The 15,853-nt window shown below is 58.4% G+C and carries 9 protein-coding genes; 6 read left to right on the top strand and 3 right to left on the bottom strand.

All coding sequences use genetic code 11. The annotated features are described in order from the left end of the window. Positions 1-59: 59 nt before the first annotated feature. On the bottom strand, positions 60-953 hold the full coding sequence (locus tag M0G74_RS15420; protein WP_248219299.1) for a LysR family transcriptional regulator: 894 nt from the start codon (positions 951-953) through the stop codon (positions 60-62). A 114-nt stretch (positions 954-1,067) separates the two neighbouring features. On the opposite strand from M0G74_RS15420, the gene M0G74_RS15415 reads away from it, so the two are divergent. From M0G74_RS15415 to M0G74_RS15395, 5 genes are all read left to right on the top strand, one after another. Beyond that, positions 1,068-1,763 carry an NAD(P)H-dependent oxidoreductase gene (locus M0G74_RS15415; RefSeq protein ID WP_248219297.1) on the top strand — a complete coding sequence of 232 codons (696 nt, stop codon included), beginning with the start codon at positions 1,068-1,070 and terminating at the stop codon, positions 1,761-1,763. Between the two features lie 78 nt (positions 1,764-1,841). Further along, positions 1,842-2,294: a DUF2214 family protein gene (locus M0G74_RS15410; RefSeq protein WP_248219296.1), complete on the top strand. Its 453-nt coding sequence runs from the start codon at positions 1,842-1,844 to the stop codon at positions 2,292-2,294. Between the two features lie 28 nt (positions 2,295-2,322). After that, positions 2,323-2,928, top strand: a complete 606-nt coding sequence (locus M0G74_RS15405; protein WP_248219294.1) for an ATP-binding cassette domain-containing protein — start codon at positions 2,323-2,325, stop codon at positions 2,926-2,928. Between the two features lie 27 nt (positions 2,929-2,955). After that, positions 2,956-3,762 (top strand): iron export ABC transporter permease subunit FetB, encoded by an 807-nt coding sequence (gene fetB / locus M0G74_RS15400; protein ID WP_248219292.1) that lies wholly within the window; start codon positions 2,956-2,958, stop codon positions 3,760-3,762. After that, positions 3,692-5,377, top strand: coding sequence for an NAD(P)/FAD-dependent oxidoreductase (locus tag M0G74_RS15395; RefSeq protein ID WP_348983718.1), 1,686 nt, complete (start codon positions 3,692-3,694; stop codon positions 5,375-5,377). The genes fetB and M0G74_RS15395 overlap by 71 nt, the downstream gene beginning before the upstream one ends. Positions 5,378-5,466: 89 nt before the next feature. On the opposite strand, the gene M0G74_RS15390 is transcribed toward M0G74_RS15395, so the two are convergent. Both M0G74_RS15390 and M0G74_RS15385 read right to left on the bottom strand, forming a co-directional pair. Next, positions 5,467-7,404: an aconitate hydratase gene (locus tag M0G74_RS15390; RefSeq protein ID WP_282450242.1), complete on the bottom strand. Its 1,938-nt coding sequence runs from the start codon at positions 7,402-7,404 to the stop codon at positions 5,467-5,469. A gap of 60 nt (positions 7,405-7,464) precedes the next feature. Then, positions 7,465-13,083 (bottom strand): DUF748 domain-containing protein, encoded by a 5,619-nt coding sequence (locus M0G74_RS15385; RefSeq protein ID WP_248219290.1) that lies wholly within the window; start codon positions 13,081-13,083, stop codon positions 7,465-7,467. A 338-nt stretch (positions 13,084-13,421) separates the two neighbouring features. Between M0G74_RS15385 and selD the strand changes: the two genes are divergently transcribed. Next, on the top strand, positions 13,422-15,842 hold the full coding sequence (selD, locus tag M0G74_RS15380; protein WP_248219289.1) for a selenide, water dikinase SelD: 2,421 nt from the start codon (positions 13,422-13,424) through the stop codon (positions 15,840-15,842). Positions 15,843-15,853 lie beyond the last annotated feature (11 nt).

The raw sequence follows: 15,853 nt of genomic DNA, 5'->3' as shown, positions 1-15,853 counted from the left end.
CTGGATACAAGAGGGGGATTATGGCGGCGAATGCCAGCCGGTTCAAAGAGGGAGCAAGCTCATTGCGGCACGACATCACTTTGCGGTGTTCCCGATAGTTCACTTTTCAACCAACCTTTGAACTTTACGACCTTCTCAGAGGGTTTCTGCCGCCTCTCCAACAAGTAATAGGTGAACCCGGGTAGCCGGCAGTTTGCGCGATATGGCAATAGCCACCCCTGCTGTACGGGCATCTCTACCAGCAGGTCACTCACAAATGCCGCGCCCTGCCCGGCCAGTGCCGCCTGGATGACATGCATCTCTTGATCAAAATGCGCCTGTAATGGGATTTTGCGGCGCGGCATAAATTGTCGCCACCAGTGGTCAAGAGTCACGGCTGGCAGCCCGGAATTCTGCCAGCGGGTCTCAAATACCGGGACAGCCCGCCCCTTTTCCAGTTTCTCAATAACTGGCGGTGCGCCATAAAGGCCGAAGGTTTCCGGTGCCAGAAGCTCAGCATCAGAAGGCGGCGGCCCATATCGGATCGCCAGATCTACTTTGCGGTCCCGCTGCAGATCCACCAGTCTCTCATCCGTCTGTACGACAACGCGAAGATCCGGAAATTCACGATAAAAACCCTGTAAACGCGGCACCAACCACAAGGCCGCAAAGGCACTGGTGGTATTCACCGTCAACACTTTCGGTTCACCGGAAATTTCTTCGACGGCATCTGCCAGCGTCTGCAAACTCAGGCGCGCGGCATCTGCCAGCACGCGCCCGGCATCGGTTAAAGACACCGCGCGGGTACGCCGCTCGAATAGTGCGACACCAAGTTGCTGTTCCAGATTACGAATCTGGTGAGACACTGCCGTGGGCGTAATATGCAGCTCTTCCGCCGCGTCCTTGAAGCTCAGTAATCGTGCAGCCGCTTCAAACACGCGAACCCCATTCAGATTTCCGATTAGCTCCTGCATTTTCCACCAACAAATGAATTTTTCTCATCTATAGGTGAGGAGGTATCTTTTGTCAATATCTCCAGGAATAACCATAGTTACATCATAACCACAGCCAATACCTTGGAGTTCGCCATGAAAAAAATACTGAAAATTGATACCAGCGCCCGCGCATTGGACAATGAAACAGCGTCTTACCGCTCTCTGTCTCGTCAGTTGGCCGCGCATTTTCAACAGCAATGGCTGGAACACAACGAATCAGATAATTTCATCCATAGAGATGTCGGGGCGACTCCGCCCGGGTTCGTGAGCCAGAACTGGATAGCAGGTGTATTTACCCCGGAAGAAAAACGCAACAAAGAGCAACAGGCATTGCTCTCGCTTTCCGAGCAATTGATTGCGGAAGTTGCCATGGCAGATCTGATACTGATCTCCACACCAATGTATAACTATGGTATGCCTGCAAGTCTGAAGGCCTGGTTTGATCAAGTTGTCAGGGTCAATAAAACCTTCACCTTTGACCTTGCGCGCGGAGACTTCCCCCTGCAGCCGGTGTTTTCCGGAAAAACTCTGGTACTGCTGACCTCTAGCGGCGAATTCGGTTTTGGTCCTGGCGGTATTCGCGAGTCCATGAATCACCTGGGGCCACACATACGTACCCTGAGCCACTACCTGGGAGTCGAAAACTTCTATGAAATCGGCATTGAGTATCAGGAGTTCGGTGACGAGCGCCATCAGCGGTCCATCGAAAATGCCTACCGTGCCGTTGATCAACTGGTTGTCCGATTAAGCACCGTGGACTCTGAACCCGTCGCAAGCACCGGTGCCTGAAGCATTCCAATCAAGAGGATCTGTGTTAACTTCTCCTGCAACCAGGATCACTATTCCCAGGATTGCAGGGGACGCCATATGCCCGCTTTATTTGCTTTTCTACACCACCTAGCCTTCCTCGCCCTGGCCGTCACCCTCACCGTGCAACTGGTTGTGCTGGGACAACCCCTCACCCTGCCAAGTGCGCGCAAGCTGCAGCTTGTGGACCGCATTGTCGGTGCCTCGGCGGTGGCGCTGTTGATCGTCGGGCTACTGCGGGTGTATTACTTTGAAAAAGGCACCGAGTACTATTTCCACAATGTCGCGTTTCACGCAAAGCTAGCCCTGTTCGCCCTCGCCGCAACCTTATCCACGCTACCTACGATTCAATTTCTGAAGTGGCGCCGGGAGATCGCCGTGGGCCAGGTGCCACAACTGGCGGATAGTCGCCGCCGCTGGTTGCGGATCATCGTGCATACGGAATTGACCGCACTGGTTGGCATGGCTCTGTGTGGGGCACTGATGGCCAAGGGGATCGGCTATTTTGGTTGAGAGCGGTTACTGAGATGGGAACCTTGCCTTGGGGTCGATAAACACACTGAACATATCGCAGCTTGCCGCGGGCGATCTCGCGCCACTGGATCTTTCCGTCGCGGCGGGGGAAATCGTGTGTATCTCCGGGCCATCTGGCATCGGCAAAAGCAGGTTGCTGCGCGCCATCGCCGACCTAGAGCCGCATGACGGACAGGTGCGTCTCGGTGATACATCACGTTCAGCAGTTCCTGCACACCGCTGGCGCCAGGCGGTGATGATGGTACCCGCGGAGAGTGCCTGGTGGGCTGAAACCGTGGCCGCGCACTACCCCGAGAACGCCGCTATTCCACCTTGTCTCGGGCTGCCACAGGAGTGTATTTCCTGGCCAGTCTCGCGCCTGTCTTCAGGTGAAAAGCAACGGCTGGCACTGGTACGCGCGCTCGCCCGAAACCCGCGCGCGTTACTGCTGGACGAGCCCACCGCGAATCTGGACGAAGACACCACACGCCAGGTGGAAAGCTGGCTGCTGGACGAAATCCGAAGGCGCCAGCTCCCGGTTCTCTGGGTAGCCCACGCGCAAGCGCAGATCGCGCGGGTCGCGGATCGCCATTTCCATATCAATAGTGCAGGCGAACTAGTGCAGGTGAACTAGTGCAGGCAAACTAAAGGAACGCGCATTGTGAACGTGATTGATCTCAGCTGGTGGCATCTGGGCATCGCCGCCGGACTGGTGCTCGCCCTTGCCGTCTGCACCTGGCTATCACAATTAAAAATTGGCAAGTCGCTACTGATCGCCGCCGCCCGCACCGCTATCCAGCTGACCCTGATCGGCCTGGTACTGGAAACCCTGTTCAGTACCGACCGCTTATTGTGGGTGGCACTGATGGGTGTGCTCATGTTGCTGCTTGCCGGACGCGAAGTGGTGGCACGGCAGAAATATCGCCTGCGGGGAGGTTGGAGTTTTGGCATCGGCACCCTGTCGATGTTTATCTCTGCGTTCGCGGTTACCGTGCTCACCTTGACCTTGGTGATCAACCCTACGCCCTGGTACACGCCACAATATGCAATTCCGCTTCTGGGCATGTTGCTCGGCAATACCATGACCGGCATCGCCCTGGCACTCGACCGCCTGACGGAGAGCGCGCGCCGATCCCGCGCTATCATCGAAAACCGCCTGATGCTCGGGGAGCCCTGGCAACAGGCTTTGGGAGAATTCCGCCGTGAAGCCATGCGCGCGGGACTGACGCCGATCATCAACGCCATGGCCGCGGCCGGGATTGTCTCGCTGCCAGGTATGATGACCGGCCAGATCCTCGCCGGCACCGCGCCGGCGCTGGCGGTGAAGTACCAGATACTGATTATGTTCACCATTGCCGCCGGTACCGGCTTTGGCACTTTTGTGGCAGTGACGATTTGTGCACGCAGATTATTTGACGGACGCGAACGATTGCGACTTGACCGATTGCGCAGCGAGGGAAGCACCTGAATCGGCAACAAGAAAATTACAAGAAGTAGAGAAGATAATAATGAACGATTGCTTGATCATCGGCGGCGGCCACAACGGCCTGGTGTGCGCCTGCTACCTCGCAAAGGCCGGCAAAAAAGTAACCATTCTGGAGCGCCGAGATATCGTCGGCGGTGCCGCGGTTACCGAAGAGTTCCACCCCGGGTTTCGCAACTCTGTCGCCAGCTATACCGTCAGCTTGTTAAATCCCAAGATTATCCAGGACCTGAACCTGCACAAGCACGGCCTTCAAGTGAAGCTGCGCCCGCAGAATAATTTTTTCCCACTCTCCGACAGCGGCAGCCTGTCGTTCCATAAAAATCCGCAGGATACCCTCGCGGAAATTGCGCGCTTCTCGGAAAAAGACGCCGCAGCCCTGCCTGCTTTTTACGAAATGCTGGAAACCGTGGCCGATGTATTGCGGGAAGAGCTGCTGCGCACACCACCGAATGTCGGCGGCGGTTTCACGGACTTGATCCGCGCAGGCAGCTTCGGCATGCGCGCTAGAAAGCTCACCATGACACAGCGCCGCGACACCCTGGACCTGTTCACCAAAAGTGCCACCGATGTGCTGGATGCGTGGTTTGAAAATGACCATGTGAAGGCTGCGTTCGCGTTTGATTCCATCGTCGGTAACTACGCCGCCCCGAGTACCCCGGGCTCAGCGTATGTGCTTCTGCACCACGTGTTCGGCGAGGTCAACGGCGAAAAAGGGGCCTGGGGGCACGCCATCGGCGGTATGGGGGCGATTACCCAGGCCATGCTAAAAGAAGCCGAACAACTGGGCGTCGAGGTGATTACCGGCGCCGAGGTGGAAGAGGTATTGATCGAAGATGGCCAAGCCAAGGGCGTGCGCCTTATCAATGGTGACACCCACCGCGCGCACAAGGTGATTGCCAACGTAGGCCCGAAACTGCTGTTCGGCAGGCTGATCGACGAACAACATCTGGATCCGGAATTCCAGCGCCGGGTGCGCGGCTTCAAGGTCGGCTCCGGCACTTTCCGCATGAACGTCGCCCTGAAAGAACTACCCGACTTTACCTGCCGCCCCGGCAGGGAACTGCAACCACACCATCAGTCCGGTATCGTCATCGGCCCGAGCATGCAATACCTGGAACAGGCCTACCTGGATGCCAAGCAGTTTGGCTGGTCGAAAAAACCGATTGTCGAAATCCTGATCCCGTCGACTGTGGATAACTCGCTGGCACCAGAAGGGCAGCATGTCGCCAGCCTGTTCTGCCAGCAGTTTGCCCCGCAATTGCCCGACGGCAGAAGCTGGGATGAAGAGCGCGAGCAGGCGGCGGATACCATCATCGATACCGTCACCGAATACGCGCCCAATTTCCGCGATGCCATCATCGCCCGCCAGATTCATTCACCGCTGGACCTGGAGCGCAAGTTCGGACTCATAGGCGGGGATATTTTCCACGGCGCACTGGGGCTGGATCAGCTCTGGAGCAACCGTCCGTTTATGGGCTTCAGTGATTACCGCACGCCCATTAAGGGGCTGTATATCTGCGGCTCCGGCACCCACCCCGGCGGTGGAGTGACCGGCGTGCCAGGGCACAATGCGGCGCGGGAGATTTTGAAAGATTGAGATTTACCCGCTACGGGAAAGTGAACAATGAAACAAGCAGCGGGCACCGATCACGGCGCCTGCTGCGGATACTTTAACGACTTTACCTTCTATAGTTTTTCATTCCTGACCTTGTTGATCAGCCCCCCGGCAATGACTGTCGATACTTCCTCTTCACTCATATCATGCGTAACGTTCAGTGACTTACCATTAGCCAGCTGTACAACAATCTCCCGTCCGGCCTGCAGCTGCTGGGCGATGTTCTCCAAGCCCAGCATGTCTCCCTGATTCAGGCGCGCGATATCCGAAGGCTTATTGAACAGCAGCGGCACCACGCCGAAGTTGATCAGATTGCGGCGGGCTATGCGGGCCATGGAGACGGCAATTACTGCTCGCACTCCCAGATAACGGGGAGCAATGGCGGCGTGTTCGCGACTGGAACCCTGGCCGTAATTTTCACCGCCGATCACGAAGCTATTCCCATCCAGATCTTTTGCCCGCGAGTAAAAGGTTTCATCGATACGGGAGAAGGTATAGTGGCTGATGGCAGGAATATTTGAACGCAACGGCAAAATATCGGTTCCCGCAGGGAGAATTTCATCGGTGGACACATTGTTACCAGTCTTCAGCAAAATCGGCCCGTCGATTTTGTCCGGTAAAGGCGCGAAGTCTGGCAGGGGCTGAATATTGGGACCTTTTTCAAGTTCTACCGGAATTTCATTACTGGTGTCCTGCGGAGGCAATATAAGTGGGCGCATATCATTGAGTTTTTCCGGCTCGGAAAAGATTGGGTAATCCATATCCATATCGCGGGGATCGGTAATTTTGCCCATCAGCGCACTGGCGGTCGCGGTCTCCGGGCTGCACAGGTAGACCTGGTCTTCTTTGGTGCCGGAGCGACCGGGGAAATTCCGCGGCACGGTACGCAGGCTGATGCGCCCACTGGCAGGGGCCTGCCCCATGCCAATACAACCATTGCAGCCGGTCTGGTGCAGGCGCGCCCCGGCCTGCAGCAGGGTGTTCAGGTCGCCACTGCGGCTCAGTTCTTCCAGTAGCTGGCGGCTGCTGGGGTTGATATCCAGGGATATTTCTTGCGGCAAATGCCTTCCCGCCACCATTTTCGCGGGTACGGAAAAGTCACGCAGCCCGGGGTTGGCGGAGGATCCGATATAGCTCTGGTAAATAGGCTTGCCCGCGACCTCGCGTACGCTGACCACTTTTCCCGGACTGGAGGGGCAGGCAATCAGTGGCTCCAGGGTAGAGAGATCGATACTGTCGTGGGCATCGTAACTGGCGCCCGTCTCCGCCTGCATCGGGACAAAATCTTTTTCCCGGCCCTGCTGCCGGAGAAAGGCCCGCAAATTGTCATCCGCGGGGAAGACACTGGCGGTGGCCCCCATCTCCTGGCCCATATTCGCAATTACGTGGCGATCCATCGCCGTGAGATTGGCGAGGCCAGAACCATAATATTCAAAGATTTTGTTCACGCCGCCTTTGACATCGTAGCGGCGCAGCATTTCCAGAATCACATCCTTGGCACTGACCCACGGCGGCAGCTTACCGGTCACTTCCACCCCAATCACATCCGGCATGGTCAGTGAAAAGGGTAACCCGGCCATAGCCAGCGCGACCTGCAGGCCGCCAGCCCCCATTGCCAGCATCCCCATGGAGCCCGCGGCACAGGTGTGACTGTCGGAGCCCAGCAAGGTTTTACCCGGAATACCAAAACAGGCCATGTGCACCGCGTGGCTAATGCCATTACCCGGGCGGGAAAACCAGATACCCCATTTTCGGCTGGCGCTTTGTAGAAACAGGTGGTCGTCCGCGTTTTTGAAATCTGCCTGGATCAGGTTGTGATCCACATACTGGGCGGAGACTTCGGTCTTGACGCGCGGTAATCCCAGCGCCTCGAATTCCAGCATCACCATGGTGCCGGTGGCGTCCTGACACAGCGTCTGGTCAATTTTGAGCTGCACCGCCTCACCGGGTTTCATGTTGCCACTGACAAGGTGTTGCTCGATCAACTGGTGGGCGAGATTTTTTGCCATAACGATATTCTCCGAATCATCATTCAGTGCAAGCCGACAACGCCGTGTCGCCAAGTGACATCAGTTGGAAAACTCCACCCGCGGCGCTCCGGAGTCGGTTCCGATATAGTCCGGTGCGCACTGGATGAAATCTTCCTGGTCGAGACCGGCTTCAATCAAAAACTTTTGTACATGGCGACTGCGGCGATTGGCCAACTGTAATAATTCCTCGCGCAATCCCCTGGGGGGATCGCGATAGAACTCTTCCCGTGTATTCCTCTCCGCTGCGCGCATGGCGCCGACTTCGTGGGGGAACATCATCTCCAGATCCTGTGCGGTCGCCACACCGCAGATACCAGGGCGGGCCTTGGGGTTGTCGCGCAGTGTTTCGATCATCTCACTCAGGTCGGCCTCGGCGCGGGCGCTCAGCACATCGCTACCCGGGGTAAATTCCAGCTCGGAAAAACTGACTGCACGAAAACGCGCCCAGGCCAGTTTTGCCAGACTGTAAATACCAACTGGCGTGAAATAGGCGAACAGTGCTTCGAGAATGGCGCGCTGCAAAAGGTCACTGAAAATAAAACTGAAAGAGAACTTGGGATCGTAGAGTTCACCGGTAACCGGCATTTTGAAACGCACATCGCCGTTGCCATCCTTCATCAATGCCAGTGCCAGGCTCAGGGGAATGATACTTTTCTTGACCTTGAGGTGATCGGAATCCCGCACCCGACGCACCTTGATTTTCTGCAGATTCATTTTTGCCAGCGCATCTACCTGGTTGTCTTTCACCTGGATATTGACCTCGGCATCCAGTTGCCCCTGCAAAATTTTGTACCCTAGCAGTGCAGCGAAGTACGGGGTTGTGGGAATCAGGTTGGCACCTTCCACGTAACCCAGTATGCCGGCATCCCAATGGCTGTTTTCGAGCAAATTGATCTGTCCTGCCAGATGCATTTCACTAAACCCCCCGGGGCGGGCGTTGAAGACCACCACTGCAGGCGGGTCCTCATGGTAATTACTGGCCCCTTGCAGCAACAGATTGATACGGCGGATCGGGACTTTTGCCTCGTACTCGCCGGTATTGTCCATCCACAGGAAGCGCCCGCGATCGACATAAATCTGGCGGATGCGATATTTAAACCGGTTGGCTTCGCGCGCAATATCACCGCGCCGATACTGATACTGTGCCAACTCCGGGGTTTCACTGCGAAAACGCTCCCAGGCCCCCAGATCACCTTCTATGCCGCGCGCAAGAATACTACGGGGCTTGATCAGGTCGATGGTATCGATATCCAGTGCTTTGCTGTCGGGGTCATAATTAAACTGGCTCAGCTGCAGGGATTCCACTTCCGTGTTCCACTGGTGATTGACGAAGTCCTGAGCGCGTTCACTGCGGCGAAACAATTTGCTGTTGGCGAATTCCAACCACAGCAGGCGGACTTTGTCCCGCGCGACCGCCAGCTCCCGCGCTTCGATCAACTCGCTTTCGAGTAATTGATCTCCCCCCGCATCCAGCACCATCAACTGGTGCAGTGTTGCCTGCGTCAGATCCAGTTGCCGCTGTTCGAAACTGAACTGACCCGTCGTCAGGATTTCGGCGAGATTGATACAGTGATTGATGCCATTGATATAGCCCTTGGGAATACAGCTACTGACATTGTGTATTTGCAGGTTTTTACTCAGCAACTGGCGGCTGCCGAAACCCAGTAACTCTGCCTGCAGGCTTTCGATATGCAACAGCTGCGCCGGCAGGCCCGCCGGGTAATCCTGCTGGGTAACCTGTACGCCCTCGACCCGGATGTTGTTGAAGAGCCGCTGGGATGCGCCGCTACCAAAACTGCCCAGGCGGATTTTATGCTCGGTCTCTACCGTGACCCGCCCCACCTGGTAACAGGGTGAAAATGCCTTTTCCGCCAGGGTAAAGGGACTCATGCAACCGCTGAGGCCACTTAAGCTTCCCTGCTGTAACGCCATTGCATCACTTGAAAATACCAGGCCGTTGACCGCCAGGTGGCTAAAGCCAATGCGCTGGCGCTCTCCCTGGCGGAAGAGAAAGTCCGACACCGCAATCTGACCGTTTGCCCGCAATTCCTCCCCTGCGGCCAGGCGCTGGCGACCGGTAATATGCAACTGTGAAAATGAAATACAGCGCGCTTGTTGGTCATTCACACCGGCTGCGCTTGGCAGGCAGCCGGCAAAGTCCACCGCATTCAATTCCTCCACCTGCACGCGCGCGCCGCCGGGCCATTCCAGGGATTGCCAATGCAGCTGCGCCAACTGCAGCGCTGGTGCCTGCCCTTCGGCAGGCACCAATCTGAGATCACTGGCGCTCAGCGGACCCAGTACAAGACGGTTCAGGGTTTTATTCTCGGAAGCGGCTGCGGTACGCCCCAGGGGAATCAGGTTGTCGCCACTCAGGTGCACATTGCCGGAGGAAATGCAGCCACCCCAGCGGCCGCTGGCGTCCCCCCGCTGGCGGGCAGCCGCCAGCCACTCCTGCAGGCCACAACCGCGGATGCTGCTCAGCTGAATATTGTGTAGATTGAATTCTACCGGTGGTTGCCCCGCGCCGGGGGACTGCCGCATGCCCAGAGTTTCTATCTGCAAGCGGCCCAGTAGCAGTTGTGGCGGGTCGTCGAGTTCCCGGTGCAGGGCGAGGGACTGTAATACCAGGCCATTGCCTACGGATTGTAAATCGCTACCGCGGACACAGCGCGGCAGCCGTTGCTGCGGGCTTCCGGGACTCGGCCAGCAAAAATCCAGCTGCGCGGCTTGCAGGTCCTGTAACTGCCAGTTCGTCCGGGCGCCGGCATTGCGCGGTAAATTCACCCGCAACGACACGCTGGCGAGCTGTGAAATTTCTGCCGTGACATCGGTACTTTTACCGGTGAGGGAAAAGTGCTGCAGCGCCAGGTCCTTGAGGTCTGCATGAAGTCGGTTGTGGTCGTAATCCAGGGAAAACTGTTCACCGGTGTGCAATTTATCGAGGTCCACACAACGCGCCGGGGAAAGGCAGAACGCGGCCTTGTCCAGGGACGCGCCGGGAATATCCAATTGCATACGGGCAGAGGATGACGGCGAGGCCGCCGACTGGATCCGAAGCGCCGCCTTCGGCAGTTGCAACTTCGACAGCTCCAGCAGGGGCTGCTTATCTGCCCCCTGGATATCCGCCTGCGCCAGCTGCAGATCCGCCGCGGTAAACACCAGCCGAAAATGTCCGCCGCTGCCCCTGTTGGCCGAATGAGTCGCCACATCAGCGGCCGTATCTCTATCACCAGCCGTGTTGTCTTCCGCAACGGTTGCAACACTGCGCTTGCGGTCGATCGCCAGATTCAGCGGCTGCTTCTGCTGCAGTTCGCGGATCGCAAAACACTCTGGACGACGTTTTCCCGCACCGCTTGCGAGCAATGCCTGCCAGGTGATCGGCAGGCAGCCATCGAGGCGATCGAGAGAAAGTGAAGCCAGTTCCAGCTCCATTTCGCGCGCAACAATTTCCTGCGTCGCATTCATGTCTCCGATTGCCCGCCCCGCGGAGCCACCCTGTTCCGTACCACCGGGTGACGCCAATAAATCTTCGCCGGCGTGCTCGGCCAGCGATTGTGTCCCGTCTTGTGGCAACTGACCTTTTTCAGCGCCATCATCCGCCGGATCTGAGCCCGACGCCGCCTGGCCAGCGCCCCCCGGCCACCAGAATGCATCGTCCGTCGCGAAGTATTCCCCGGCGCGCAGCTGCTGGCTGCGCAATCGGAAAAAGCCGACGCCGGTGTGTAGTTGATTAACGAGCAGTCCCGTCTGCTGCGCTGGATCAGCACTGAGATGATCGGAAAGAAGCAGGCTTTCCAGCCCCAGTTCACCGAGGATCAGGTAAGGTGAATCTTCCAGCGCCAGGATAAAGTCGCCCTTCGCATCCAGCCCTCGGACACTGGTACACAGTGGTGAGAGCCTCAGCGGCGTTAACCCCTCCGGGACACAGCCCCGCAATTGCTGCAACGCAATGTCTTCCACCAGGTAGCGCTGATCCGTGGCGGAGATTTCCATCCTCGCCCAGTTCAACTGCGTCAACTCGATGCCATTTTGCGGCGCCAGTTTGCCGGTACTCGCAAGGCCCCGCGCTTTGCCGGTGTTCAGGCGCAATTTCGCCAGCTGCACCGGTCCACTTTGCAAACCCCAGGTCTGGGGCAGTGCATCACCGCGTGCGACTTTGCGCGCAAATTGCAGGGTCAGGTTTTCCGGCACCTGTAGCCGGGAGAGAAATACGCAGTGATCCTCCCGCCCCCACAATTGTCCCGGAACACACCCAGAGGCACCATCGAGACTCAATTGCTGCAAGCGCAAACGGCGACTTTGGTTGCGGTACTGCAAGGCACCAAGGCGCAGGTTATTGCTGGTCAGCGGCTTTTCCAGCGGGGTGTTGGCATCGAGGTCGACAACCGAGCCCTGCACCAGACTGGCTTCGGTCAGGTCCACCGCCAGTCCCTGTTCCCAGCCAATCGCGGTCGTTTGCGGCAGCCGGAGGCTGCCGGCCCGAATGCAATAGTGGTGGACGGCGGGTTTTTCCGGACCAGTACGCAGGCGGTTGGGGCACCAGGAAAATCCGCTGCTGCCGGCACTCTGCCACTGCAGGGTCTTTGATTCCCGCAGGTAGTCAAAACCGTTGAGTGCGATCGTTTCGGCGTGCCAGTTGGGGTGGCGGCGATTGCGATAGCGCAGGCGCACTTCCTGCCCCTCGACCCGGCGCCAGGCTATTTCGGCTCCATTGCCAAAGGAAAACAACGCGGGGCCCTTAACCTGCAGGCGGCGTGCAGTGGCACAATGGCCGGTGATTCGCCCCAGCCCCGGCACGGCCTGCGCCCAGCGGTCTGGCAGGCAAGCGGCAAACTTGCGGGTAAACACTTCTGCGGTGGTGAGCGCATTGCCCGGACGCGCAAAGCGGATTTTCCCGGTCTTCAATCGAACCAGTGCAATGGTGGGATTTTCTTCCGGCGACTTGCGCATATCGCCTTCGCCCGTTTCCTGGGTTTTTCTCGCCAACCCCGACGGATAGGACTGGCCGGGTAATTCATCCCAGGCCAGCATGTTTTCCAGCAAAAAATCATCGGCTCCGATGGAAAACTGCAGCGGCTCCTGCTTTTCCCGGAATCCGGCGACGAAAAAATCCTCCATCGCCAGTGCACCAATGCGTGCGCAACTCGGGCTTTTCCATTGTGGTTTGTGCTGGTAACACACCACCGCGTCGCGCAATTTGGCGCCGGCGAGATCCACATGCCAGTTCTTCGGTTTTTTCGGCCCTTCCCCCAAATGCCAGCCACCGATTTCCCAGATCCGGCCGCGTTCGCCGGGCTCCGATTCCAGATCCAGGTACACCCCTTCGAGTACCGTTTCCTTGACGTGGATTTTTCCCTGGAGCAGTTTCCACCAGCTGAGCCCCAGGGTTGCCTCGCGGACGCTGAACCCCCGCTCGAACGCATTGCGCACCTGCACCCCGCGCAAATGTGCGCGCAGGCGCGGCAGGGAAACATTCACATGGGCGACCTGCGCTTCCAGACCGCGCTCCTGCAGCCAGCGTTGTACCGCGCCGGGCAAAACCAGGGATACGAAGATGTTCAATCCGCCAATAAACAACAGGAAGAACATCAGCAGCCACAGCAGGCGGCGTATTCCTCTGGATTGGGCAGGATCTGTAGCGGGCGAAGTAGACATCAAAGCTCGGCGCACTGGGAATTTCGCGCAGTGGCAGCGGTCTATGGCAGAAGACCGAACTGCGCGCTTTCTACATTAAAGACCAGCCGGCGTTGGCCAGATGTCGCCAGCAACCTCTTATGAATATTTTTACGGGTCTTTTCTTACTGTCCCCATCCGAGCGCACTAATTCCGGCGCCACATGCCTCCAAACTGTGCGTCGAATCCGTGCTAATCGGTCGCGCGCCGTTACACTGTATATATTTCGATCAAAAGAAGACTTTCCCGGCAACCCAGATCGAAACCGTCATATCCAGACACACATAGCGAACCATTTTTCGGGCATCAGGTAGACGACCATGCAGGAGCATCCTCACTATCAGGACATAGTGCTGATTGGCGGCGGCCACAGCCACGCCATGGTGCTGCAGATGTGGGCAAAGAATCCGCTGCCTGGCGCGCGCCTGACACTGGTATCTCCCCAGGTACAGAGTGCCTATTCCGGCATGCTGCCGGGAATGGTGGCGGGCCATTACAGCTACAGTGATATTCACATTGACCTGCCGCGCCTGTGTCGCGCCGCCGGCGCCCGTTTTATTCAGGCCTGCGCCCACCATATTGATCTCGCGAGCAAAAAAGTGTCGCTGCTCGGGCGCCCGGACCTGGACTTTGACCTGCTCTCACTGGATGTGGGAGCCACCCCCTGCCGGCATATTCCCGGATCGGAACTTGCCATTCCGGTCAAACCCATCGGCCACTTTCACCGCTACTGGCAACAACTGAAACAACAGGTACACCGCGAACACCTGCCCCTGCGGCTCGGCGTGGTCGGTGGTGGCGTCGGCGGTTGTGAACTGGCCATGGCCATGGCCTGGGCTTTAGAGGAACAGCTGTACAGTGGCCGGGTGGAAATGCACCTGATCCAGGCGGGCAACAAGTTGCCCCAGGAGTACCCACTGCTCGCCCGCAGGCTGGCAGCGCGGGAATTAAGCCGCCTGAAGGTGCAGGTGCACCGCAACTGGCGTGTCACTGAAATTACCCCTCAGGGTGTGCACAGTGATGAGGGGAAATTCCTTCCGGTCGACAAGGTGATGCTGTGCACCGAAGCGGCGGCGCCACCGTGGCTGGCGCAGTCCGGGCTGGCGCTGGATGACGCGGGATTTGTGCTGATCGACGAATATCTGCGGGCACCGGATCACCCGCATATTTTTGCCGTGGGCGACGTCGCCAGCCTGGCCCAGAATCCGCAGCCAAAAGCCGGGACCTTCGCCCTGCGACAGGGCCCCGCCCTGTATCGCAACCTGCGCGCCACACTGTTACAACAGCCCCTTAAGCCCTACCGCCCGCAGCGAAATTTTCTCAGCCTGCTGACCTGTGGCAGCCAGAAAGCCATCGCTTCGCGCAACGGCTTTGCCGCTGCCGGCCAATCCCTGTGGCACTGGAAAGACCATATCGACCGCAGTTTTATGCGTCGCTTTGCCGAACTGCCGGTAACCGGGCAAGCGCATCGCGCGGCGGCCAATCGCCCCGCGTCCCTGGGATCACTGCTTGGACGCAATCCGCAAATTCTGGAACAGCGCGACAATATCTCGCTCGCAAAAATTCGCTCCAATGGCAGCGGCGCGAAAGTGGCGGCCGACATTCTCGGTAATGCACTGGCGAAACTGCCGCCCCAGCAGTCGCCTGGCCTGTTACGCGGTGCCGGTGACGACGCCGCGGTGCTGAAACTGCCGGCCGGGAAATTACTGGTACAGAGCTCTGACCAATTGCGCGCGCCGGTGGCAGACCCCTGGCTGTTTGGACGCCTGGCGGCTTTGCATTCGCTGTCGGATTTGTTTGCCATGCACGCACAGCCGGTTTCCGCGCAGGCGCTCGTCACGCTGCCGCTGGCCGCAGCAGAAATTGCCGGTCGCGACCTGCAGCAACTGCTGGACGGCGCGGTGCGCGAATTGAACCAGCACAACTGCGTTCTCAGTGGCGGCCACACTTCCGAAGGCGCCGAGCTGCAGCTGGGGCTCACCGTTAACGGTATCGCCGATCACCAGCAGCTGCTCAACAAAACCGATCTGCGCGCCGGCGACTGCCTGATCCTGACCAAACCCCTGGGCATTGGCACCCTGTTTGCCGCCGAAGGGCTCGGCAAGGCCAAGGGCCGCTGGCTGCAACAGGCGCTTGAAGTCATGCTGCAGAGCAATGCGACCGCTGCGGAAATTTTTGCGCGCAACGGCGCCAATGCGCTCACCGACGTTACCGGCTTCGGCCTTCTCGGCCATTTGCTAGAAATGCTGCAGTGGCAGCCCAGTGTCATCAATCCCACACCACCGGTTGCCGCCACCAGCAGTACCGGCGGCCAGTACCAAACGCAGCTCGGTGCCAGCCTGTTTGCCGACGCACTGCCATTGTTACCCGGCGCCACTTACTGCGCGGAACGCGGCCTTGTTTCCAGCCTGCACCAGCACAATACCCGGGCCTATGCGGCGCTGCAAAACCCTGCTGCCTGGCAAGCCGACCCGCACCTGCCACTGCTGGTAGACCCGCAAACCTGTGGCGGCTTGCTGGCCTCGGTACCCGCGGATTTTGCCGAGGACTGCATCACCGCACTGCACGCCGCTGGCTGCCGCCACGCTGCCATTATCGGCTTTGTGGACGAATTGCCCGCGAACCGCGACCAGTTGTCGTTTGCCTCACCGGCGCTTCAGCTGGCGCCACAGCCGGTCTACCTGGCGAAAAGCGGCGACTGGAAACGGATGGCCCTGCGCTATACGGAAATGATTTCCTGAGCGGGCGCCGC

Origin of the sequence: Microbulbifer sp. CAU 1566, from assembly GCF_023156515.1 — a bacterium.
GTDB lineage: Bacteria > Pseudomonadota > Gammaproteobacteria > Pseudomonadales > Cellvibrionaceae > Microbulbifer.
This window is presented reverse-complemented; position numbering and strand designations above follow the sequence as displayed.